Below are 22,872 nucleotides of genomic sequence, written 5' to 3' on the forward strand. Positions count from 1 at the left end.
CGAGGTCATGACACCGCGTACATCCATGATCAGCCTACAAGAAGATGATGAGTTACTCGACATTTTACATACTTTGGTTGAGTCAGCACATTCACGTTTCCCAGTCTTTTCATCAGATCAACCTGACAATGTCGTCGGCATTTTGTTAGCGAAAGACTTATTGCCTTTCTTGACTGAACCAAACAATAAAGTGGATATACGTGCGCTAATGCGCCAGCCTTTATTTGTGCCTGAAAGCGCACGTTCAGACCAAGTGCTTCGCATGTTGAAAAATACCCAAACGCACATTGCAGTGGTGATTGACGAATACGGTACAACCTCAGGTTTGGTAACGCTAGAAGACATTTTGGAAGAAATTGTCGGTGAAATTGAAGATGAGCACGACAAAATTGATGAAGAAGCGGAATATATTATTCCTGACAATGACCCAACCACAGCAAATACCTGGCTGGTTCAGGCACTTACACCAATCGAACACTTTAACAATCTTTTAGATGCAGACTTTTCTGATGATGAGGTTGAAACTGTGGGCGGTTTATTGCTTCAAGAAATTGGTTTAGTGAGTGATTTACAAGGTCAGGTGATTGATCTTGGAAATTGGGAATTTACCATTGTAGAAGCAGATGCACGTTCTATTCATCTGATTCGAGCCGTTCGTAAATGAGAGCTTACTTTGACAAACTGTTAACCCCTACTTCACAACAAAAACAGTTACCTTTAATTTATCCGCTTTTAATTGCCTTATTTTCTGGTGCTATTTTTAGTTTTGCACTGGCTCCGTATTACTATTGGTGGTTGGCAATTCTATCCCCAGCACTGCTCTATGCGACTTTACGCAAACGCAGTGCAAAGCAGGCCTTTGGCATTGGTTGGGCCTATGGTTTTGGCCTATGGTTCGTGGGGGCTTTTTGGCTCTATACTTCCATTCATGTCTATGGCGATACCAATAGTGCCTTAAGTGTCGGCATGATCGGGATTATGGCCTTGGTCATGGGCTTATTCACGGCTGTCCAAAGCTTTATTTACCGCCGTTTTTTCCCTGAAACACCACTGACCTTCGCCCCACTTTGGGTGCTTTTTGAATGGGCAAAAACGTGGGTCTTCACAGGCTTCCCTTGGCTGTTTGCAGGCTATGCCTTTACCGAACGTTTACTGGATGGTTATGCACCATTATTTGGTATCTTCGGAGTGTCGTTTGTGGTCTTGGTTTTGGCCTGTGCACTGGTCGAAGTTTTAAACCGCCGCATCTTCTGGGTCATTCCTTCTGCCTTATTGGTACTTGGTGCATGGGGTGCATCAAAAATTGAGTTCGTCTCCGCAAAAAATACGCCACCACTATCGGTTTCTTTAATTCAGGGCAATATCCCGCAAGACTTAAAATGGCTCACTGAATATCAATTGAAAACACTCGGAATCTATGCCGATTTGACTAAAACAGAATGGGGACGTGACCTCATTGTTTGGCCTGAATCCTCTATTCCGATGTTCCAAAGTGATATCGAACCCTTTTTAGGTGCGATGACTGCGCAAGCCAAGAAAAGCAACACGGCGTGGGTCACGGGTATTCCGTATTGGGATATTTCAGGCTCTGAAGCGGCAGGTCGCCCCCTATACTACAATAGCATTATGGCCAATGGTGCTGAAGCTGAAGGCCTCTATAAAAAGCAACGTTTGGTGCCTTTTGGTGAATATATTCCGCTCTCTGGTTTACTGAAATGGGTCTTGCCAGCTATGCAAAATGATCCGTCGATGAGTGGTTTCTCACGTGGCGAGCAACAGCAAAAACCGCTGTCTATTCATCAACAACATTTAGGTGCTGCGATTTGTTATGAAGTGGCTTATCCGAACTTGACGCGTCGCAATGCCAGCCAAAGTGATTTCTTGGTGACGGTTTCCAATGATGCATGGTTTACGGGAACCGCAGGCCCTTTACAACATTTACAGATGGTGCAGATGCGCGCCAAAGAAAATGGACGCTGGTTTATCCGTGCCACCAATACAGGTGTGACGGCATTTATTGACCATCAGGGACATATCGTAAAGCGTGCGCCGCAAGATGTGGCAACCGTGCTTCGCGGCGAACTACCTGCTATGCAAGGTCAAACCTTATATACTCGTTTAAGTGACTGGCCAATTTTAGGTTTTTCAGTCTTTTTACTGATCTTGGGTTGGATCTATCGTCCACGTAAAGTCGATGTATCGTTTAAGTCTCGTCGATAATTCCTATTGTTAGATCAGACTTTTTCAAGGAAAACTCAAGCTGCGCTTGGGTTTTTCTTTTTCAGCTACAGTAACTTGGTACCTAATGGAACATCTGTATCAGGCACACACAGCACCACACCTGCATCTGAATCATGAAAGCCTGTCACTAAGCACTCAGATTGGATAGGACCAATTTGTTTCTTCGGAAAGTTAACCACTGCCACCACCAATTTACCCAATAACAGTTCAGGTTGATAACGCTCAGTAATCTGTGCACTCGATTTCTTAATGCCAATCTCATGACCAAAGTCGACATGTAAAATATAAGCAGGCTGACGTGCTTGCTCAAAGCCTTCGGCCTGAATAATACGTCCGACTCGGAGCTCGACTTTTAAAAAATCTGCCCAATCAATCTGTTCCATATTTCACTCTATCTTTATATTTTTTACAGTATAGAGAGCGAACACTAGGATCATATACGACGAAACAGACAAGCGATCCTATCTTTCTGCCATTCTTCATGACGCAATAAAAAACCGAGCGTATATGCTCGGCTTTTTATCACAACGATGCATGTCAGTATTAAATTTGACTGACCAAATAGGACACCATCCCAGCTAAAAAGAGCATCGGGGTATAACGATAAACCATAACCACTTTTTGTTCTAATGCTGTAATCTGTACTTGATCGAGTGTGAGTACGGTTGCTTTTAAAGCGGACCAAAAGCTCAAAACTGCCCATGTGCTGAACAGACTGATTGCAAAGAAGCCTACCATAATTTGACTACTGCCTTCAGTCGATTGCCAGAGACTTAAAACACCTTGAGCAACAGGAAGCATACTCAAAATCAAAAGAACAGATTTGAGCATCGACCAATGGAATTGGCTAACGTCATCCAACAAGGTTAATGCTTTCATTCTATTCTCCTCAGGCAAATCAGTTGCCATTAAGAACATTATGCAAGGATTTAAATAAATAAAAAGCCTATTTTTATCCATAATTTATATTATTTGTAATCAATAAATATGGGAATAATTCTTATTATAAATCTCAACCATTATTATTATATTTAATATTTTAAAATCAAAATCTTAGATATTAATTTTAAATTAATATGTATTATCATTACAGTGTCTATTGGCATAAGCTATGCACTGTAATGATATATTCAATTAAAGCCAATATATAATAATTCTCAATTAAGGTTGATACTGAATATCAGCATTGGTTTCTTCACCACCTTGTTGTCCATCCGCACCAAAAGAATATAAATCAAATGGTCGTCCATCGCTCCCAGGTGCAACATATTGAATGTCATTGTCCCAACTATCTTTGGGATATCCACCTTTCACATAACCGCCTGGCAACCAATTTTTTGCAGACTCAGGCTTATTCACCAAAGCGTCAAGTCCACCCTCTTGCATCGAAGGGTATTTACCATTGTCCAATTTATATTGATCCAATGCCGCAGCAACCCCTTTAAGCGTAATAACGGTGGTATCCACTTTGGCTTTTTCACCGCGTCCCATCACATTAGGAACAATTAAGGCTGCCAACACACCTAAAATAACAATCACCACCATAACTTCAATTAAAGTAAAACCTGAAGCTTGGCGTCTATAGATTTTTGATTGCATGTGAATTTTCTCTTCCATCTTATATTTTTAAAATTAAATCATATTGTTCATGTTGACGATCGGTAGCATCACGGCAATCACAATCACCAAGACAATGCTTGCCATCAAAACCAACATCAGTGGCTCAAGTAAAGCCAGCAAGGTCGATATCAGCGTTGTCACTTCCCGGTCTTGCATGGTCGATGCGCGCTCTAACATCCGATCCAATTCACCCGAGGTTTCACCACTTTTAATCATTTGTACCATCATCGGTGGGAAATAACCACTACGCTCCAACTGGGTCGCTAGGTTTCCACCTTCGGTCACTTTTTCTGCGGCATGATTGACTGCATCGCGAATCACCCAGTTATTACTCACTGCCGCGCCAATTTTTAACGCATCCACCAAGGGCACACCTGACTGGGTCAAAATCGACAAGGTGCTGGCAAAGCGTGCGGCATTTATACCACGCGAAAGTTTACCGAATAATGGCAATTTGAGCGTTAAGCGATCAAAGGCATAATGCCCTGCTGTGGTTCTTAAAAATCGCAATAATAAGCTGATGCCCAGTACACTGCCCACCAATAGAAACGGCCATGCCACGCGAATAAAATCACTGGCTTTCATCAAAGCCACAGTAATCCATGGTAAGGCATCTTTGCTTTGGTCAAAGGTTTTGACAATGTCTGGCACCACATAAGTCATGAGTCCCATCACAATGGCAAAAGACATCAGCATTAAAATAATCGGGTAAATCATCGCGCCTTGGATTTTCTTTTGCATCGCAAAGCGGTTTTCAGTGTAGTCTGCCAGCTGATCTAAAATTAAGTCCAAATGTCCTGAACGCTCGCCAGCGGCAATCGTGGCAATGTACAATTCTGGAAAACGTCCCGACTGCTGTAAACCTTGTGCTAATGAATGACCTTCCAATACTTTAGAACGGACTGACATCAACAGGTTTTGTACATGTGCTTTTTCTGACTGCTTTCCGACCGCACGAATGGCTTCTTCCAAAGGAATGGCCGCAGCGACAAGGACAGAAAGTTGACGTGTCAATAAAGCCAAATCATAAGCGGTAATTTGTTTTTGAAACCATGTTTTGCTGCTGTGCTTATCTTTTTGTTCAACAGGATCAACCGAGACTGGAATCAGCGCTTTATCACGAAGTTGTTGCCGAATTTGACGCGCTGAATCCCCTTCGAGCACGCCTTTTTGCTGCTTTCCTGCGGCATCGAGTGCGGTAAATTGATATGCTGGCATGATTACGCTTTCTAATTGTCCATTTAGTTATTTGGTGCTGTTGCATGTCAGCATCAAAATCATTCATATTCTAAGTTATAAATTATGTCATCACTCTAACACAACTCATTCATCACACAATCACAATTTCATCAGGACATTTTGAGCTTTTTATGCCAGAGAATACACTTTCCACCACACCGAGCTACCGTATTCGTGTGGCTGTTCCTGTTTATCTATATGACTGTTTTGACTATAGTTTAACGGCTGAACAATACGACCAAGCTGAAGTCGGTGCACGTGTGGCTGTCTCATTTGGTCGCCAAAATGTGGTCGGTGTCATTGTTGAAAAACTCACTGATGAAAAACCACTCGATTTAGGCTTTAAACTCAAAGCCATAACTGAGTTGCTCGATGACAGCGCTATTCTAGATGCTAAAGTTTTAAGTTTATTGACATGGGCAGCACAATATTATCAATTTCCGATTGGTGAAGTGATGCATGCCGCGTTACCTAGCTTTTTACGCCAAGGTAAGCCTTATAACTTATTGGCACGGATGTGGAAGCTGATTGATGACCATGCCGAAGACAAATTAAAGCGTTCTGAAAAACAACAAGATGCCTATAAAATTTTAAAACTACATCCCACAGGAACTTCTGAAAACATTTTAAATTTGGCTGGTGTAGAAACAGCAACCTTAAAAGCCTTAGAAAAAAAGCAAATCACCCAGTGCATCCTTGAAGCTCAAGACTTTAAACCGCAAGCCATGACACTGGCACAAATGCCTCTCACCCCCAATGAGGACCAAAAGCATGCCATTCAGCGTATTTTAAAAGTACGAAACAGCTATCAAGCGTTCTTACTCGATGGCTTAACGGGTAGTGGTAAAACTGAAGTCTATTTGCAAGTCATGCAAGAGGTTTTAAAACAAGGCAAACAAGTCTTGGTTTTAGTGCCTGAAATTGGTCTCACCCCACAAACAGTGAGTCGTTTTCAATCTCGTTTTCACTGTCACATTGCGCTACTACATTCAGGTTTGAATGATTCTAAGCGCCTGCAAGCTTGGCAAAGCGCACAAACAGGTAAAGCCTCAATTGTGATTGGCACACGTTCTGCTATATATACGCCCCTTCCACATCTGGGTTTGATTGTCTTAGATGAAGAGCACGACTTATCATTCAAGCAGCAAGAGGGCTTCCGCTACCACGCTCGTGATGTGGCCTTATACCGTGCACACTTAGAAAACTGTCCAATTATCCTTGGTTCTGCAACACCAAGTATCGACAGTTATGCACTGGTCGAACAAAGTAAAATGATCCGCTTGGAACTGAACCAGCGGGCTGGTGCAGCAGTCATGCCAAAAATGCATGTGATTGATCTGAAAGTGGCACAAAAGCAAAATGGTATCAGCCAACAACTGATTCATGAAATACAGAAGCGTTTAGACAAAAAAGAACAGGTCTTGGTTTTTTTAAACCGTCGAGGCTATGCGCCCGTGTTAATCTGCGAGAGTTGTGGCTGGCAATCAAAATGCCCACATTGTGATGCCAATTTCACCGTACATCGACAGCCTTATCAGCATCTCCACTGTCACCACTGTGGCACCATCCACCGTATGCCTGAGCACTGCCCGCAGTGTCAACATAATGAACTGAAACCGATTGGTTTAGGTACCGCAAAAGTTGAAGAAAACCTACAAGCGTTATTTCCCAATTTTGACGTGATTCGGGTTGATCGCGACTCCACCAGTCGAGTCGGTAGTTGGCAAAAGATTTATAATAAAATTCAAAAAAGCGAACCGATTATTTTACTCGGCACACAGATGTTAGCCAAAGGACATCACTTTCCTTATGTGACTTTGGTGGCGATTTTAGACATCGACTCAGGCTTACTCAGTGTTGACTTTCGTGCCACAGAACGTACCGCACAGCTCATCATCCAAGTTGCGGGACGCGCTGGACGTGGTGAGAAAAAAGGCGAAGTCTATTTACAAACTTTACGTCCAGATCACCCTTTGCTGAATACCCTTTTGGAATCGGGCTATCGTAGCTTTGCCAAGCAAACACTGAAAGAGCGTAAAGCTGCATGGATGCCACCTTATCGCTATGCAGCTTTATTGCGCTGTGAGTCTAAACAACAAGAACTGAACCAAAGTTTTTTACAAGAACATGCACAAGCCCTGCGCCAAGCCTCAGAAAACACTATTGATATTTGGGGACCTATTCCTGCACCAATGGAACGTAAAGCTGGGCGCTATCAGGCGCATATGGTACTGCTCTCAAAAGACCGTGCACGTATGCACTTCTATATTCGTCAGTGGTGGCAAAATGTCTGGCACAACAAGCCGCATGGCATGAAATTAAGTCTCGATATTGACCCACAAGAGTTAAGTTAAGACCGTAGGTGAATAAGGCTTAGACCTGAGTCGCATTCTCCCTTAAACTTTAAACATAAAGAAAAAAATTTAGGACAGGGCAATGTCTCTACTGCTTCAAATCACCCTCTTTTTGGCTGCGGCACTGATGATCGTTCCGCTGGCCAAACGGCTCGGGATTGCCACCGTACTCGGCTATTTATTTACAGGTATTTTACTTGGCCCCAGTGTTTTAAATGTCGTCCATGACCCTGAGGATATTCATAAACTCGCTGAATACGGTGTGATTTTCTTGATGTTCATTATTGGACTGGAACTCCGACCACAACGTTTATGGGAAATGCGTAAATCCATATTCGTGATGGGGAGCTTACAAGTCGCTGTCTGCGGAATTCTACTCGCTTGTATCGTCTTTTTTGCCTTGCAACAACAGATTGCAGCCAGTGTTGTGATTGGTTTTGCCCTCGCTCTTTCCTCGACAGCCTTCGTTCTGCAACTTCTGAGCGAAAAACAACAACTCAACACCACGTTTGGTCAACAGTCCTTTTCCATTTTACTCTTTCAAGATATTGCTGCAATTCCGCTGATTGCAGTTATTCCCCTTCTTGAGGGAACAAGCTCAACCCATCATGGCATTGCCTACTTTGCCGCTATTGTTGCTACCTTTACAGGCTTATTCTTATTTAGTCGTTATCTCATGCGTCCATTTTTTCGCTTTGTGGCCAAAAGTGGCGCGCATGAACTGATTACCGCAGTCGGCTTATTTATTGTCTTAGGCGTGGTCGCGCTGATGGATGTCTTAGGTATCAGTACCACCTTGGGTGCATTTTTAACGGGAGTGTTACTTGCTGACTCTGAATTCCGTCATGAACTGGAAGCCAGTATTGCACCATTTAAAGGTCTACTTCTCGGTCTATTTTTCATGACCGTCGGGATGAGTACCCAAGTTTCGCTCCTGTGGGAAACCCCAAGTCTGATTATTGGCGGTGCGTTATTGCTGATGTTGGTCAAACTGCTGGCATTAACAGCCATAGCTCGCTACTTCGAGTTTTCATGGCGCAATAGTTTGATGCTGGCAACCTGTTTGGCACAAGGCGGTGAATTTGCTTTTGTAGTGCTCAATGTGGCCATGAGTGAACATGTGATTACACAGGCCATTTTAGAGCCGATCAACCTGATCGTCACCTTGTCGATGATTCTGACGCCTATTCTATACTGGCTAATGAGTTCTTGGGTGGTACCGCTATTTGAAAAAGAAACTACTCCCGTCTATGACGACATTCCCGATCAACACAACCCAATGATTATTGCGGGTTTCGGGCGTGTTGGACAAATTGTAGCGCGACTGGTGCACTTACAACACCAGACTTTTACAGCCATTGATAGCAATATCGACAAGGTTGACTTTGTCAGAAACTACGGTGGTAAACTCTACTATGGAGATGCCACTCAACCCGATATCCTGCGTGCCGCAGGGATCGAACATGCCAAAGTTTTTGTGTTAGCCATTGATGATATTGAGGACTCAATGAATGTGGCACGCCATATTCGACTCAACTACCCTGACCTAAACTTACTGGTGCGGGCACGAGACCGACATCATGTGCACTTGCTGCGTGATCTAGGGGTCGAACATATTTGGCGTGAAACCTATTTATCATCTTTGGGGATGGCTTATTTTGCGCTGCGCAATCTCGGAATTGCTGAAGCTGATGCTTATAAGAGCATCGAATTATTCCGCGATTATGATGAAAAACTGCTCGCACAGCAGCAAAGCATTTATAACGATGAGCAGAAAGTGTATGAAACACATCGTAACGCTTTAGCCGAATTAGAACATCTGTTTGAAAGTGATACCCAATTGCGCCAAAGCCCTGTGGGGGTTGACCTACAGCGTGAGTTACAACATGACCGAATAGATGTGACACGGGATGAAGTAAAATGACTTGTGTTTTACAATATCGTCACCATTAAGACAGGATATTGGAGAAATTTATGTCTGATTTGCGTCAACGCTTTTATATTGAAGATAGTCCTGTTCGTGGTGAAGTGGTTCATCTTGAAGAAACCCTACAAACCATCTTGGCACAGCGTGATTATGCCCCAGCAATCCAAATACTGTTAGGCGAAATGCTCAGTGCCACGGCATTGCTTGCCAGCACCCTAAAAATTAAAGGCCGTATTAGTTTACAAATTCAGGCGTCAGGTAGCTTTAAATGGGCTATGGCGGAATGCAATCACCTCGGTGAAGTACGTGCTTTGGCGGATTATGAAGCTGACCCACGTTTTAACAGCGCTGAAAGTAGCAGTACCGTGTTGAGCACACTCGTCAGCCCAGTGCTGTTTATTAATATTGAACCTGAGTTTGGTGAGCGCTATCAAGGAATTGTGGCTTTAGATAAGCCAAATCTTGCAGGTTGCTTAATGCAGTATTATGACCTATCTGCACAAATTCCAACACGTATCGTCTTAGCCAGCTCAGCTCAGCGTTCAGGCGGATTACTCATTCAACTGTTACCGCGAAATAGTGAAGAAGAACAAGAACGTGTTGACCAAGACCTTTGGCCACGTCTAACCATGTTGACGGAGACACTTAAAGCAGAAGAGTTGACTGAGTTAGACACCAGCGAAATTCTTTACCGTCTTTATAACGAAGAAGACGTTCGTTTACCCGAAGTTGAAGCATTGAAATTCGGTTGTACCTGCTCAAAAGAACGTTGTGCTCATGCGCTTGAGCAAATTGGTGTAGAAGCTGTACGTGAAACACTAGAACATCAGAACCCCATTACCATGGACTGTCAGTTCTGTAACACACAATACAGCTTTAGTGCAGAAGAAGCGCTCGGCTTGTTTGGTGAGCACTTAAGCTAAGTCTTTCTCCTAGACATAAAAAAAGAGTAGCATCGCTGCTCTTTTTTTATGTCTTAAGTTTCATAAAAGTCATATTTTTCACATAAACCATCACTCTTATTCATAGATATTTTACTGGTCATTCCATTTAAATTTCGTTATAAATAAAGCCATAATTTTTTTATGCCTTTTTTTATATTTATTTTTCCTCGGGGCTTGGTTGTTATGAAACGATCTGTTTATCTTTTGGCACTCACCAGTAGCTTGGCTTTCTCCTGTTTTGCAGCGTCCGACCCATTGCTTGGAAAATGGAAAACTATTGATGATAAGACGGGCTACTCGCTTGCAGATGTTGAAATTCAAAAAGATAAAAATAATCTCTATAGAGCTATCATCCTGAGTACACGTGAAATTCCAGGAGCAACCAAAATAGAAAATTGCACAAAATGTGATGGTGTGAATAAAAACCAGCCTATCATCGGGATGACGACTTTAAGCCATCTCAAAGCAGATGAGGCGCAAGGCAACACGTATATTCAAGGTCAACTGATCGACCCGCTCTCAGGTTTACGCTATGACGCTCAGGCACGACTCAGTAATAATGGTAAGCACTTACGGATTCGAGGAACTTCGACCGAAAATGGCGGTGGACGCAACATCATCTGGGTCAAATATTAAGTATCCCTCATCAATCAAAGCCCCTTTCATTGAGGGCTTTTTTCTTGTCATGTTTTGAAACAATAAGGAACATATCTTTACTGTAGAAATCGACTAAAAGGCTGAATAATGATTAAAACTTAATCAATTTATAAATTCTTACTTATGCCGAAGAACCATTATGAAATACTCGGTTTAACGCGAGATGCGACAGCCGATCAAATTAAAAAAGCCTACCGTAAATTGGCGCGTAAGTACCATCCTGATGTCAGCAAAGAAGCCGATGCTGAAACACGTATGCAAGAACTCAACGTAGCTTATGACACCTTGAGTGATGAAACAAAAAAAGCGGAATACGACTTTGAGCTTGACCATCCGCAAGGTGCTCACCAATTTAATCAAAATACAGGCTTTGGTGGCTTTGAGGGTGCCTTTCGGAATGCACAGGGTGGTCAACAGGCACATGATTTTTCGGGCTTTGAAGACTTATTTGGTCGTTTTGGATCAGGCTTTGGTGGATCAAATTATCAATATCAACGCCAAAATCGCACACCCCATAAAGGTGAAGACCAACATGCACGCTTAGATGTAGATTTGGATGTAGGCTTCCACGGCACCACCCAAACCATTACCTTACAGATCCCTACTTTAAATGCTTATGGCGAGGCCGAAATTCAGCGTAAAACGCTGGAAGTTAAAATTCCTAAAGGCATGAAAGAAGGACAACAGATTCGTTTAAGTGGTCAAGGACAGTCGGGTATTCAGGGGGGTGAAAATGGCGACCTCTATATCGAAATTTACTACAAAGACACAGACACCACACGTGTTGAAGGGGTCGACGTCTATCACCAATTCAACATTAGCCCGTGGGAAGCCGCTTTAGGACTGAGCACAACTGCCACCCTGCCAAATGGCCGCACACTACAAATCCAAATTCCTAAAAACGCGAAAAATGGGCAACAACTACGTTTAAAAGATCAGGGGATTCCAGCCAAAACCGCTGGGCATTTATATTTAATTTTAAATATTGTTCAACCTCCTGCGCAAAGTGAGCAAGAGCAACAGGCTTACCAAGCCTTTGCTGAAGCTTTTCCTCACTTCAAGCCGCGTCAGTCTTAAGGAGAAAATTATGACGACTATTCATTATCGTGAAATTATTTTAGACGGATGTCGACACGCTGAAATTGTTGATGAACAACATAGCTTTGATTTAAAGCATTTTGCTGAAGCTTGCGGACAAAGTCCGGAGTGGGTTTTACAGCTGTTGGAATATGACATTCTGCCTAACCGACCCGATAACCGTATTCACCAGTTTTTTGGTGATGATGTCTCACGTGCACGGCGAGCCTATCGCTTACAACGTGACTTTGATGCCAGCTTTACTGCTGTTGCAATGATGCTGGATTTAATTGATGAGGTTCAAAAACTCCGTCGTGAAGTGAAACACTTACACCTCACCGACCCAGTTAAACCAACTCAGCACTAGTTCTATAAAGAAAGATTGGCGCATGCCTTTCTTTCTTTTTTTTATGCTAAAAGAGGATTTGACGGCAACCATGAAACTTAAAGTTTGTAATAAAAAGACCAAGCACATGTTTCCTGAATACCGAGACATGATTCAACAGCTTAGAGAAGACAATCCGCATTTTTCTAAAATGTTTGATGACCATGAAGCGCTGGACAAGGAAATTTGTTTACTCGAACAAGATCCTGTTCGGATTCATCGTGGAGAGATTGAGCCCCTCAAACGCAAAAAACTGTTCATCAAAGATCAGCTTTATCGCATTTTAAAAGGAGCTCAACTCAAAACCTCTTAAATTTAAATGCTCTGCAACGCCCACATATCCGACTAATAAATTGAACAAGGATAGCGTTTGCCTCAAGAGCGTCTGGTTAAAGCGCATTCGCTTTAACTGTCGATACAGAAAATCACCCAATTATTTTAATTTGGTGATTTTCTCTAAATCTTTAATCGTGCCTTTCACGGTTTGTTTAATCGGCTCATAATCCATAAACCAAAACAGGTTCATATGTTGATCCGCATGTTGTTGAGCCAGCATATCAATAACACTCTTTTCCCCGCGACCGACCAAATGCCGTCGATAGAAATAATAAAGCAACGTCATGGTGGTCATAAGCATAATGCCGAGCATAATCCAAAACCCTGTAGGTGACTTCAGCCCAGGAATAAACTCAAAATTCATTCCATATACCCCAGTCAACAAGGTCAGTGGTGCAAAAATAGCAGTGATAATCGCCAAAATACGCATGTTTTCATTGGTTTGATTAGCAATCGCTGAGAAATGCAGATCAATAGCGGCCTGTACCGCACTTCTCAAACGAATCGTGTGCTTTTGAATACGTTCAATATGACTGGTCAAATCGTCCACACGCACCAACATGATGTCTTGTTTTTCACTGCGCTTTTTCCCTTTCAAGTGCGAATAATTATCCACAATTTCATCGCGCAATTCCTGTAAAGTTTCGATCTGTTCTTCACACAAATTTTCCACCTGCTGAAAAGCCATATTCTCCTGCAATAATTGATGCCACCTGGTAAAACGACGATGCCCTTGCAAAAGCTCCTGCTGCCAAAACTCGACCCGCCGCGTGAGCGGAACTCGCAAGTCCAAATAACCATCGACCATATGGTTTAATAAACGCAGTGCTAAATCTAATGGAGTCGATGGGAGTTTTCGTGGCTTATTATGTTCTTCAATCGGACGCCCCAAAACAGTTTCAATCCGTTGAATATAACTTTCAACTTCTTTATTGCCCTGCTCTCTAACTGTAATCAAAACTTGTGGCGTGAGCATAAAACTAATGGGTGTCGTCGCCAAACCAAATACGCGCTCATGCTTTTCAACAGCCTGTGCATCAATCTTGATTTGGTCATCAGGTGTAATCAGCTTTCGGAAGATCAATAAATCATAGTCTTCCAACGTGTCGAATGCACAAGGATGTTCTAAATTTAAAATATCACGTAGGTGGTATTCATTTACCCATATCCCTGTTGCCGCATAAATGTCTTGTTGCCAATGTTCAGCGCGATTTACTACGTCTTCACGGCTACACTCCACCCAGATAAATTCGGCTTCCTGCTCTGCAATCGGTTGTTTCTGCACATAGGTATGCTGTGCAGTAGGATGTTGATAGAAATAATAGCTTTGCATATCTCATTTATTATTGTCTGTCTTAGCCAGCATGATGCCATAAAAAAAGCCCTGAGCAAGCCAAAGTTTAATTTGGCAAAGCTCAGGGCTTTTCAATATCACTCAACTCACATAGAACATACTCTGTGAATTGGCAGAACTTAAACTTGCTCGATGTCTTTCATCGTCAATTTGATACGACCACGATTGTCTACGTCCGCAACTTGTACCTTAATTTCTTGACCTTCTTTCAACACGTCTGCCACGTTCGCAATGCGCTCGTTTGAGATTTGTGAAATATGAAGTAGACCATCAGTACCTGGAAGAATGTTAACAAAGGCACCGAATTCAACGATACGAATAACTTTACCAGTGTAAATTGTACCTGGTTCAATCTCAGCAGTCAGTGCTTGGATTTTTGCAACAGCAGCAGAAGCGGCTGCTTTAGTTTCACCAAATACACGTACTGTACCATTGTCTTCGATATCAATCGCTGCCTTGGTTTCTTCTGTAATGGCACGGATGGTTGCACCACCTTTACCAATCACGTCACGAATCTTGTCAGGGTTGATGTTGATGACTTGGAATGTCGGCGCATGCATTGAAATTTCAGGACGCGCACGTGAAATCACTTGGTTCATTTCATTGAGGATGTGCATACGACCCGCATACGCTTGGTTCAATGCAACTTCCATGATCTCTTCAGTGATACCTTCGATCTTGATATCCATCTGAAGTGCAGTAATACCGTTCGCAGAACCAGCTACTTTAAAGTCCATGTCACCTAAGTGATCTTCATCACCTAAAATGTCAGAAAGAACTGCGAAGCGCTCGCCTTCTTTGACTAGGCCCATTGCAATACCTGCAACTGGTGCTTTCAATGGAACACCTGCATCCATGAGTGATAATGAAGCACCACATACAGAAGCCATAGAAGATGAACCGTTTGATTCAGTAATATCCGATACAATACGAATCACGTACGGGAAGCGGTCAGCCGCAGGAAGAACAGCTTGAACACCACGACGCGCCAAACGACCGTGACCAATTTCACGACGCTTAGGACCAGATTCACGACCAGTTTCACCGACAGAGTATGCAGGGAAGTTGTAGTGCAACATGAAGTTGTCAGTTTTAGTCCCTGCAAGGGTATCAACCATCAACGCATCACGTGTATTACCTAAAGTCGTGGTTACCAATGCCTGAGTTTCACCACGTGTGAACAATGCAGAACCGTGAGCACGATCTAACACGCCAACTTGAACGTCAATTGCACGTACAGTTTTCGTGTCACGACCATCAATACGTGGCTTACCAGACAAGATGTTGTCACGTACTGTGCGGTATTTTAAGTCTTCAAATAATTCGTCAACTTCAGTAGCAATACCAGTTTCATCTTCTTCAGGAACAAACTGAGCAACAGCTTCAGCGTGAAGCGCATCTAATGCTGCATAACGGTCTTGCTTAACAGCAATTGTGTATGCTTCAGAGATTTTCGCTTCGAATGCTTCTTTCAATTTACCAAGAAGTTCTTCGTTTTTAACTGGCGCAACCCAAGTAGATTCAACTGCGCCCGCAGCTGCAGCAAACTCTTTAATTGCTTGAATTGCAATTTGCATTTCGTCATGACCGAAAAGTACAGCGCCTAACATTTGGTCTTCAGAAAGCTCTTTCGCTTCAGATTCAACCATCAATACAGCAGCTTCAGTACCTGCAACCACAAGGTCAAGATCAGATTCTTTAAGCTGTTCTAAGGTTGGGTTAAGGATGTATTCACCATTGATTAAACCAACACGTGCGCCTGCGATTGGGCCTGCAAATGGAACACCAGCAATAGACATCGCAGCTGAAGCACCCAACATTGCAGCGATATCGCCTTCCATGGTTTTGTCCGAAGAAATAACAGTCGCTGTTACTTGGATTTCGTTGTAGAAACCTTCTGGGAACAATGGACGGATTGGACGGTCAATAAGACGTGAAATTAAAGTTTCAGCTTCAGACTGACGACCTTCACGCTTGCCATAACCACCTGGGATACGACCTGCAGCATATTGTTTTTCTTGGTAGTTAACAGTCAATGGGAAGAAGTCTTGACCTGCTTTTGCTTTTGGTTGAGCAACGATTGCAACAAGAACCTGTACACCACCCATCGTGATCACTACAGTGTTTGCTTGACGAGCAACACGACCTGTTTCTAAAACAACCGTGTTTTGACCATATTGGAATTCTTTACGAATAATATTAAACATAGACATGTATTGTTTTTTCCTAGTTCTTTTGAACAGTTATTTATCTAGTGGAGACCCCTAAGGTTTGGCATTCACATTACTTTTTTCAAGTAACGGTGGAAATGACAAAGCTTAGAAGCCGACCTCACCAGAAATTAAAAACATGATTTTAAGACACAAAGAAGGAGCGAAACATTCGCCCCTTCCCCATTACCTCGCGAAAGCGAGGTAGACTTTCTTTTTCAGCGATAAAGCATTCAAGATGCGATAGCCCGAAAATAAAAGTTTAATCGAATTAACGACGTAAACCTAAAGCAGCAATCAAGTCGCTGTAACGAGTAGCGTCTTTACCTTTAAGGTAGTCAAGAAGCTTACGACGTTGGTTAACCATACGGATTAAACCGCGACGGCTATGGTGGTCGTGTTTGTGCTCTTTGAAGTGACCTTGTAAGTCATTGATTTGAGCAGTTAAAAGAGCTACTTGAACCTCTGGTGAACCAGTGTCGTTTTCAGCGCGAGCAAATTTAGCAATGATCTCTGCGCGATCTGCGTTTGTTAAAGCCATTCGATTTCTCCGAGATGCTTATAAGTTACATTTGATACAAATCAAATTGATTCTTCAAAACCAATTTGACTGCCGTGCATCACTACAGCAAGTTCGATATTTTAAGGGATATGGCGCTATATTGCAAAAATGTTTTAAGTTCACAGTCAATTCAGCAACTGACTGCTTTGTACAAATCATGCACACTAGTGACAATGAGGATTTTCAATTGCAGACTCAAGTCAAATAAAAAACAAAGAATAGTGAGAAATTTGTGAAATTTTTATCCGCCAATACCTGTTATGTTCCCCAAGACCTCAACCACGTGATTCGTTCTAAGGATGAGGTCTCTGCTACTTTGGGTGGCATGAATGACGTACAAATTCAAAGCATTTGGGCCAGTGTAGAGTCCCTATATAAAACAGGAAACTACCCTTTTATCAGCCTCTGTTTACGTCGTCAGGGACAAATATTGTTAAATCGTAGCATCGGTTATGCCCAAGGCAACTCACCCGATGGTTTAGCGGCAGATGCAAAAATTGGCACACCCGATACACCAGTTTGCTTATTTTCTGCCTCTAAAATCGTCACAGCCATGTTGATTCATCTGTTGAATGAACAGGGCCAACTTAATTTACTGGATCCGATTAGCCACTATATCCCTGAATATGCGGTAAATGGCAAACAGCGTGCTACCATTTTTCATTTGCTGGCACATCGTGGTGGCATTCCTCGTATAGACAGTCAAGTCACACCCGAACTGCTATTTGATAAACATCAAATTTTAGAACAGCTTTATGCCGCACGACCTGTTTCAGCTTCGGGTACACACTTGGCTTATCATGCAGTTACCGCTGGCTATATTTTAGGAGAAATTATCGAGCGGGTCACAGGTCAGACGGCTCGTGAATTTCTAACCCAAAATATCGAAAAGCCTATGGGACTAGATTATTTCAACTATGGATTAAAACCTGAGTATCGAGCAGATGTCGCTTTAAACTATGCCACAGGTCTACATCCCAGTTTAGGCACAGATCATTATCTTGGTCGCGTCCTTGGTGGTGGTCTACAGCTCGCTGTCGATATCACCAATGACAGCCGTTTTATGGACACGATTTGCCCCGCGGGCAACATTTATACCAGTGCCGAACAAGCTGGTCGTTTCTTTGAAATGCTCTTGAGTGGTGGTGAATACCAAGGCAAACAAATCATGAGTAGCCAAACTGTATTACGCTCGACATTGGCTACATCAGGAGTCAGTTTAGATCGGACATTATTAGTCCCAATGCGTTATGCCTTAGGCCCAATGTTAGGCAGTAATCCTATTGGGTTATTTGGACCCATGACGGGGCAAGCCTTTGGACATTTAGGCTTTTCCAATATTCTTTGCTGGGCCGACCCAGAGCGTGATATTAGCGTGTCACTGTTAACGACAGGCAAATCAGTCGTCGGGACTCATTTACCCGCTTTAGCAAAAACGCTTTATCAGATCTCAAAGCATTGTCCAAAAATTTTAAAGAGTCAGCGTCGCTTATTGTTTGCTACAGATCAGACAGAAAAAGATTTCATTTAAATATAAAAAAAAGCCCAAGTAGAACTTGGGCTTTTTTGCGCTGTAGTTTCTTCTATTTTTGTTCTTGTTGTTTTGTTTATCATTATAATTATGCGCTTTTCCGCGTTTTTTATTAAACATTCCATGTTTAATCAATCACGTCCTTATGTGACATATTTTGCCACATACTACATGAGAAAGAAGTCGTATTTTTCGCATCTCTATGTAAGCGATTGCTTACAAAAAATCCTCAATTCATCCATATTGATTCAATACATGTAGAGGAAAAATCCACTTATAAATTTAAATATATATTAAAAACAAAATATTAGATTAAAAAACTATCTTTTCAAGCTCTTCCCCTATCTCCTTTAAAAAACATATACTCACACAAGTACGCACAATATTTTTCTCAGTTGCAATGATGGGTCAAATCTCTCTGGATAAATGAATAAACAATTTTTGTCACAATCTGCCAATCCAGCAGACATAAAAAAGCCTTGTAGTCTCTCCCAAAACTACAAGGCTTAGCGGCTGTAAGTTTCCTCTTTCACTTACTTCACTGTAAGTTCGCTGTCTACTGACGTTATTATTATCTTTTTGCGATTATACTCAACATTCCGTGTTGAGCTCTTTATGTGAAGCCATCTTCTCAAAAACCTAAGTAAAGCTCTATGCGCAAATCTCCTGAATCAATGTAAGCCATTTCGTACAAAGCCCTTGTTTGTTTATTAAAACTTCACAATTGAATTTGTTGGTTAATTTTTCTTGATAGACCACTCTGCCGTGTCGTTCGTGTCACGATTGAGTGCACAAATGCATCACTATTCGCTAGTACGCTCACTACTTTTTTCGCACGTGTAATTGCAGTATAAATCAACTCTTTACTGAGTAATTTTTCAGCCTGCTGATCTAAAACCACCGCAGTATGAGTAAACTCAGAGCCTTGCGATTTGTGAATGGTCAGCGCAAAAGCTGTTTCTATATTTTTGGGTAATCGTGTCGCCATAACCCATTTATCCAGACTGGGGAAATAGACCTCAAACTGTAACTTACCTTGTTGAATACGCTCTAAGCACAGGCCAATGTCTCCGTTCGACAAGCCCAGTTGATAGTCGTTATAGGTCATCATTACTGGACGACCCAAGTACCATTCGCCTTGTTTGATTTGTTTTGATTGTTCCAATAAACGTTGCTCGATTTGCAAATTCAGCTGTTTTAAGCCGAAATGCCCATGACGTATCGCAGCAAGAATTCGATAATCATCAAAACATTGAACTACTTTGGATACGAGAGACTCATTAGGATTTTGCTGATATTGCTTTAAAGCTTCGATATAGCGCTGAAAGCCGAGCATCAACAGATCATAATAATGTTGTAACTGCTCTGCAGATAAAGCCAGCTCAGGTAAAAATTCGAGTTGTAGACAATCAACCTCGACCTGATCCAGCTCAACAGCCTTCAAAGTCGTGGCATGTACTACTTGCTGTTGAAAAGTGTGCAATACGGTCTGTTTTTCGGCAGGATGCATCATTAAGTCAAAACACGATTGCTGTTGAATAAATTGTGCCAACTTTCCAATCCATGCGTCTGATTTGAAACGACGACTATTGACCAAATTGACTCTATTCTCAGCTAAGGCTGGAACGTGTTGTAAATCAGCAAGTACAGAACCGACATCGACCGAAGCCAACTGATCGGCATCTCCCAATAAAATCAAACGGGCTTGGTTCGGCATGGCTGCAAATAGCATCTGCGCCAAATTTAAATCCAACATGGAGGCTTCATCAACGACTATCACATCATAAGGCAAGGGTTGTCTGCTATGAAAACGCGGCTGTTGCGTGTTTCCTAAGCCCAAGAGTCGATGCAATGTCACAGGGTTTAAGTTTTTCAAATCTGGGCTAACTAAGTCTTGTAATTTTTCATCCTGAAAAGAATTCTGAAGGGCCTCTTTCATCCGCTGCGCCGCCTTACCTGTCGGTGCAGCCATCGCAATACGAATATCAGGCAGACTCTGCTTAAGCACCGCAATAATCCGCGCCAAGGTATAGGTTTTCCCTGTGCCTGGGCCACCTGTAATGATCGCGAGCGCCTGCTCGGCCACCATCGCCAAAGCCTGTTTTTGATAGGGATCTTCAAGTAAATCGGCATAAGCTGAAAGATCAACTTGCGTTAAATTTTGCAGTTTTAACCGTGCTACTTGCTCGGCCAAGGACTGCTCTAAAGCCCAATAACGATACAAATATAATTGCCCATGATCATAGACAAACGGCGCTTTTTGTTGCTGTGCCTGCTGTTCATCTATCATCAGATCATCTAAGACAGTGATGGCTTCACTTGCAACCGAGATACAACTCTCACCGCGTAGCATGGCTTCAAGGACCTGTTGAATCACTGCACTTCGGGCTTCGGTGGGGCCTGTTTTACTTAGCGGTGACTGCTGAATAAACTGACTCCAACGCGTTAACCATGTATCTATCTCGACAGCCTGATCAATAGTGGCTTTACACACATTTTCCACACGGTTATCCTCAAAGTTATCCACAGCTTAATTGTTTGTTTATGGGTGACTAATTTCACTTAATTCAGAAGTTTTGCCTACATGATTTTCAGTAGAAGTATCCTCAGCAAAATAACCCAAGATGGCATCTAGTCTTAAAATAAACTCTGGGCTGGCATGCCAACTTAATACACCTTGGTTGGGCTGCCCATTCATCCCTCTCAAATAGAGATAACTCGCCTGACCCAGATGTTCTTCAATATCATAGTCCAGCAAATTCACTGTTAAATAACGATGTAAAGCCACCAAATACAAGCCCGCCTGCAACCAATAACTGGCATGTGACATATTCAATTGGATTGCGTCATAACTATAGCTCTGCTGATCTGCCCCTAAGAAATTACTTTTATAATCGGCAATGTGATAACGCTGACCATCAAAATAAACCAAATCAATCGAACCCGTCAGATAACGAGCAGAATTGGCTTCATTTAAGTCGAGCAGGTCAATGCCGTATTCTTGAAACAATGCCTGTATGCGTTTAATCGCCAACACATGATCGGACAAGGACAAATAAAAAGGAAATTCAGCCAAGTGTTCATCGGCTTTGAGTTGCTTCAACTGAAAACCTGCATGCAAAGGCGTTTCGAGCACATCGGCTAACCACTCTTGCATCCACAGCACCAATTGAGTTTCATCATCCTGCCCAAATTCGTGTTGATATTTGCCCAATAACTCTTGCCACAGTAAGGGGCTATCATTTTTAAAACGACGATGAATTTCCAGTCCCCAGTCACGTGAGTCCTGAAAGTCAATATGCTCGAAAATTTCGTGCAGGAAAGTTCCCGCAGTCGTCCCCATTGGAAACTGCCGTTTAATCCACGCCAAAGGCTGACTCAGTTCCACATCCTCAAGTACAGGATGATTGATCTCATCATCCGCACTGCCAACTTTCTCATTCAAAACCGCCAAGGCATCCATTGCCTCTTTACGACTCAAATGCTGTGCCAACGCGCTAAAACTGGTTTTGGAACGTGGATAAAAACGCTGTTCAGGAAAGGCCAAAGCTTGCAACTGAATCACCTCTTGCTGCTCCGCTGGCTGTATACGGATCGGCTTTTCAGTCAGCAACACCTCATCACCACTGGCAGGATGCTCAAACAGATTACCTGCTTGGCCCCGCCAAAATGCCAATGCCGTATTTGATTTATATTCCTGATCTTGCAGTAAGGCATATACGCGATGGCTGGCACGGGTCAGTGCAACGTACCATAAACGATGCTGTTCTGCTTCGGCTCGTTCATTGTGTTGAGCAATCGCGGCGGGATCTAACAGATTGGCATCATTTACCGCTACGATACGCTGTAACTCGCTCTGCCCTGTCGTCGGATTGATCTGTTCCAGCGTTGAAAAATTTAAGGTTTTATTCATTTCCTTAAAGTCTTTGTCGGCACCCAGCAAGAACACAATTTTAAACTCTAGACCTTTGGACTGATGAATGGTCATCAGCTGTACGCCTGTGGCATTGGAAAGCTTACGCGCCAACTCCCACTCACGTTCCGCAGGTAAATGTAACTGTTTGAGATACCAATGATACAGTTTCTGCGCGCCTTGAAACTGCTCACTATGCTGACTCAATAACTCAGTCAAATGCCGTAGATTGACCACAGTCCGTTCGTTATCTCGGCTTTGGTAAGCCACCAAGTTTTTCCACACTTTAAACAGGTTTAAAGCGTACTGCCATGCACTTAAAAAACCTTTATTGATCCACATGTCACGGATGTCATCAAAATCCGCCATAAACTGGCTCAGACCGTTGGCTTGCTTTTCCAGTTCCAGTAACTGTTTTAAATCAATTGCCAATAGCCTGCTCAAAAGCGCACGGCGAACTTTGGCTTCATCAAAAGGATGCATCATTGCGGTCAATAGCGCACCGACATCTTTCGCGACCTG

19 protein-coding genes are annotated in these 22,872 nt (G+C 42.7%); 10 read left to right on the forward strand and 9 right to left on the reverse strand.

Annotated features, from left to right (window positions below; genetic code table 11):
• On the forward strand, window positions 1-664 hold a 664-nt coding region (locus tag B4F08_RS08610; RefSeq protein ID WP_291374143.1), incomplete at its 5' end, for a CBS domain-containing protein.
• Window positions 661-2,220, forward strand: coding sequence for an apolipoprotein N-acyltransferase (gene lnt, locus B4F08_RS08615; protein WP_291374144.1), 1,560 nt, complete (start codon window positions 661-663; stop codon window positions 2,218-2,220). The genes B4F08_RS08610 and lnt, both read left to right, overlap by 4 nt.
• A 65-nt stretch (window positions 2,221-2,285) precedes the next feature.
• Here lnt and B4F08_RS08620 read toward each other — a convergent pair whose 3' ends face one another.
• From B4F08_RS08620 to gspF, 4 genes are all read right to left on the reverse strand, one after another.
• Window positions 2,286-2,624 (reverse strand): tRNA-binding protein, encoded by a 339-nt coding sequence (locus B4F08_RS08620; RefSeq protein WP_086209660.1) that lies wholly within the window; start codon window positions 2,622-2,624, stop codon window positions 2,286-2,288.
• A gap of 160 nt (window positions 2,625-2,784) precedes the next feature.
• Entirely contained in the window at window positions 2,785-3,120 is a 336-nt protein-coding gene (locus B4F08_RS08625) for a hypothetical protein (protein WP_086209661.1), read from the reverse strand.
• 282 nt (window positions 3,121-3,402) lie between these two features.
• Window positions 3,403-3,840 carry a type II secretion system major pseudopilin GspG gene (gene gspG / locus B4F08_RS08630; protein ID WP_086209809.1) on the reverse strand — a complete coding sequence of 146 codons (438 nt, stop codon included), beginning with the start codon at window positions 3,838-3,840 and terminating at the stop codon, window positions 3,403-3,405.
• 33 nt (window positions 3,841-3,873) lie between these two features.
• Complete coding sequence (gene gspF, locus B4F08_RS08635) at window positions 3,874-5,079, reverse strand: type II secretion system inner membrane protein GspF (RefSeq protein ID WP_291374145.1); 1,206 nt, start codon at window positions 5,077-5,079, stop codon at window positions 3,874-3,876.
• 152 nt (window positions 5,080-5,231) lie between these two features.
• Here gspF and B4F08_RS08640 point away from each other — a divergent pair, with 152 nt between their 5' ends.
• From B4F08_RS08640 to B4F08_RS08670, 7 genes are all read left to right on the forward strand, one after another.
• Window positions 5,232-7,454 (forward strand): primosomal protein N', encoded by a 2,223-nt coding sequence (locus B4F08_RS08640; protein WP_291374146.1) that lies wholly within the window; start codon window positions 5,232-5,234, stop codon window positions 7,452-7,454.
• Window positions 7,455-7,536: 82 nt separating this feature from the next.
• Window positions 7,537-9,378: a monovalent cation:proton antiporter-2 (CPA2) family protein gene (locus tag B4F08_RS08645; protein WP_291374147.1), complete on the forward strand. Its 1,842-nt coding sequence runs from the start codon at window positions 7,537-7,539 to the stop codon at window positions 9,376-9,378.
• A gap of 50 nt (window positions 9,379-9,428) precedes the next feature.
• Window positions 9,429-10,304, forward strand: coding sequence for an Hsp33 family molecular chaperone HslO (locus B4F08_RS08650; protein ID WP_086209664.1), 876 nt, complete (start codon window positions 9,429-9,431; stop codon window positions 10,302-10,304).
• Window positions 10,305-10,508: 204 nt separating this feature from the next.
• Window positions 10,509-10,961, forward strand: coding sequence for a DUF2147 domain-containing protein (locus B4F08_RS08655; protein WP_291374148.1), 453 nt, complete (start codon window positions 10,509-10,511; stop codon window positions 10,959-10,961).
• Window positions 10,962-11,105: 144 nt separating this feature from the next.
• Entirely contained in the window at window positions 11,106-12,059 is a 954-nt protein-coding gene (locus B4F08_RS08660; RefSeq protein WP_086209666.1) for a DnaJ C-terminal domain-containing protein, read from the forward strand.
• 10 nt (window positions 12,060-12,069) lie between these two features.
• Window positions 12,070-12,426: a chaperone modulator CbpM gene (locus B4F08_RS08665; RefSeq protein WP_086209667.1), complete on the forward strand. Its 357-nt coding sequence runs from the start codon at window positions 12,070-12,072 to the stop codon at window positions 12,424-12,426.
• Window positions 12,427-12,496: 70 nt separating this feature from the next.
• Window positions 12,497-12,757, forward strand: coding sequence for a YdcH family protein (locus B4F08_RS08670; RefSeq protein WP_086209810.1), 261 nt, complete (start codon window positions 12,497-12,499; stop codon window positions 12,755-12,757).
• Window positions 12,758-12,877: 120 nt separating this feature from the next.
• On the opposite strand, the gene B4F08_RS08675 is transcribed toward B4F08_RS08670, so the two are convergent.
• The 3 genes from B4F08_RS08675 to rpsO form a co-directional block, all read right to left on the reverse strand.
• A complete protein-coding gene (locus B4F08_RS08675; protein ID WP_119064125.1) occupies window positions 12,878-14,113 on the reverse strand; it encodes a magnesium transporter CorA family protein in 1,236 nt (411 codons plus the stop codon).
• Window positions 14,114-14,253: 140 nt separating this feature from the next.
• Window positions 14,254-16,341: a polyribonucleotide nucleotidyltransferase gene (pnp, locus tag B4F08_RS08680; protein WP_291374151.1), complete on the reverse strand. Its 2,088-nt coding sequence runs from the start codon at window positions 16,339-16,341 to the stop codon at window positions 14,254-14,256.
• A gap of 274 nt (window positions 16,342-16,615) precedes the next feature.
• Window positions 16,616-16,885, reverse strand: a complete 270-nt coding sequence (gene rpsO, locus B4F08_RS08685) for a 30S ribosomal protein S15 (RefSeq protein WP_004692669.1) — start codon at window positions 16,883-16,885, stop codon at window positions 16,616-16,618.
• A 253-nt stretch (window positions 16,886-17,138) separates the two neighbouring features.
• On the opposite strand from rpsO, the gene B4F08_RS08690 reads away from it, so the two are divergent.
• Window positions 17,139-18,437 carry a serine hydrolase domain-containing protein gene (locus B4F08_RS08690; RefSeq protein ID WP_291374149.1) on the forward strand — a complete coding sequence of 433 codons (1,299 nt, stop codon included), beginning with the start codon at window positions 17,139-17,141 and terminating at the stop codon, window positions 18,435-18,437.
• A gap of 718 nt (window positions 18,438-19,155) precedes the next feature.
• Here the strand turns inward: B4F08_RS08690 and recD are convergent.
• Window positions 19,156-20,940: an exodeoxyribonuclease V subunit alpha gene (gene recD / locus B4F08_RS08695; protein WP_291374152.1), complete on the reverse strand. Its 1,785-nt coding sequence runs from the start codon at window positions 20,938-20,940 to the stop codon at window positions 19,156-19,158.
• 39 nt (window positions 20,941-20,979) lie between these two features.
• On the reverse strand, window positions 20,980-22,872 hold a 1,893-nt coding region (locus tag B4F08_RS08700; RefSeq protein ID WP_291374150.1), incomplete at its 5' end, for a 3'-5' exonuclease.

Source organism: Acinetobacter sp. UBA6720, from assembly GCF_002454215.1.
Classification (GTDB): Bacteria; Pseudomonadota; Gammaproteobacteria; order Pseudomonadales; family Moraxellaceae; genus Acinetobacter.

What these genes read in the sequence shown, in the direction of transcription:
- lnt (WP_291374144.1), top strand. Translation starts at nt 661, where the DNA reads ATGAGAGCTTACTTTGACAAACTGTTAACCCCTACTTCACAACAAAAA.
- B4F08_RS08620 (WP_086209660.1), bottom strand. Translation starts at nt 2,624, where the DNA reads ATGGAACAGATTGATTGGGCAGATTTTTTAAAAGTCGAGCTCCGAGTC.
- B4F08_RS08625 (WP_086209661.1), bottom strand. Translation starts at nt 3,120, where the DNA reads ATGAAAGCATTAACCTTGTTGGATGACGTTAGCCAATTCCATTGGTCG.
- gspG (WP_086209809.1), bottom strand. Translation starts at nt 3,840, where the DNA reads ATGCAATCAAAAATCTATAGACGCCAAGCTTCAGGTTTTACTTTAATT.
- gspF (WP_291374145.1), bottom strand. Translation starts at nt 5,079, where the DNA reads ATGCCAGCATATCAATTTACCGCACTCGATGCCGCAGGAAAGCAGCAA.
- B4F08_RS08640 (WP_291374146.1), top strand. Translation starts at nt 5,232, where the DNA reads ATGCCAGAGAATACACTTTCCACCACACCGAGCTACCGTATTCGTGTG.
- B4F08_RS08645 (WP_291374147.1), top strand. Translation starts at nt 7,537, where the DNA reads ATGTCTCTACTGCTTCAAATCACCCTCTTTTTGGCTGCGGCACTGATG.
- B4F08_RS08650 (WP_086209664.1), top strand. Translation starts at nt 9,429, where the DNA reads ATGTCTGATTTGCGTCAACGCTTTTATATTGAAGATAGTCCTGTTCGT.
- B4F08_RS08655 (WP_291374148.1), top strand. Translation starts at nt 10,509, where the DNA reads ATGAAACGATCTGTTTATCTTTTGGCACTCACCAGTAGCTTGGCTTTC.
- B4F08_RS08660 (WP_086209666.1), top strand. Translation starts at nt 11,106, where the DNA reads ATGCCGAAGAACCATTATGAAATACTCGGTTTAACGCGAGATGCGACA.
- B4F08_RS08665 (WP_086209667.1), top strand. Translation starts at nt 12,070, where the DNA reads ATGACGACTATTCATTATCGTGAAATTATTTTAGACGGATGTCGACAC.
- B4F08_RS08670 (WP_086209810.1), top strand. Translation starts at nt 12,497, where the DNA reads ATGAAACTTAAAGTTTGTAATAAAAAGACCAAGCACATGTTTCCTGAA.
- B4F08_RS08675 (WP_119064125.1), bottom strand. Translation starts at nt 14,113, where the DNA reads ATGCAAAGCTATTATTTCTATCAACATCCTACTGCACAGCATACCTAT.
- pnp (WP_291374151.1), bottom strand. Translation starts at nt 16,341, where the DNA reads ATGTTTAATATTATTCGTAAAGAATTCCAATATGGTCAAAACACGGTT.
- rpsO (WP_004692669.1), bottom strand. Translation starts at nt 16,885, where the DNA reads ATGGCTTTAACAAACGCAGATCGCGCAGAGATCATTGCTAAATTTGCT.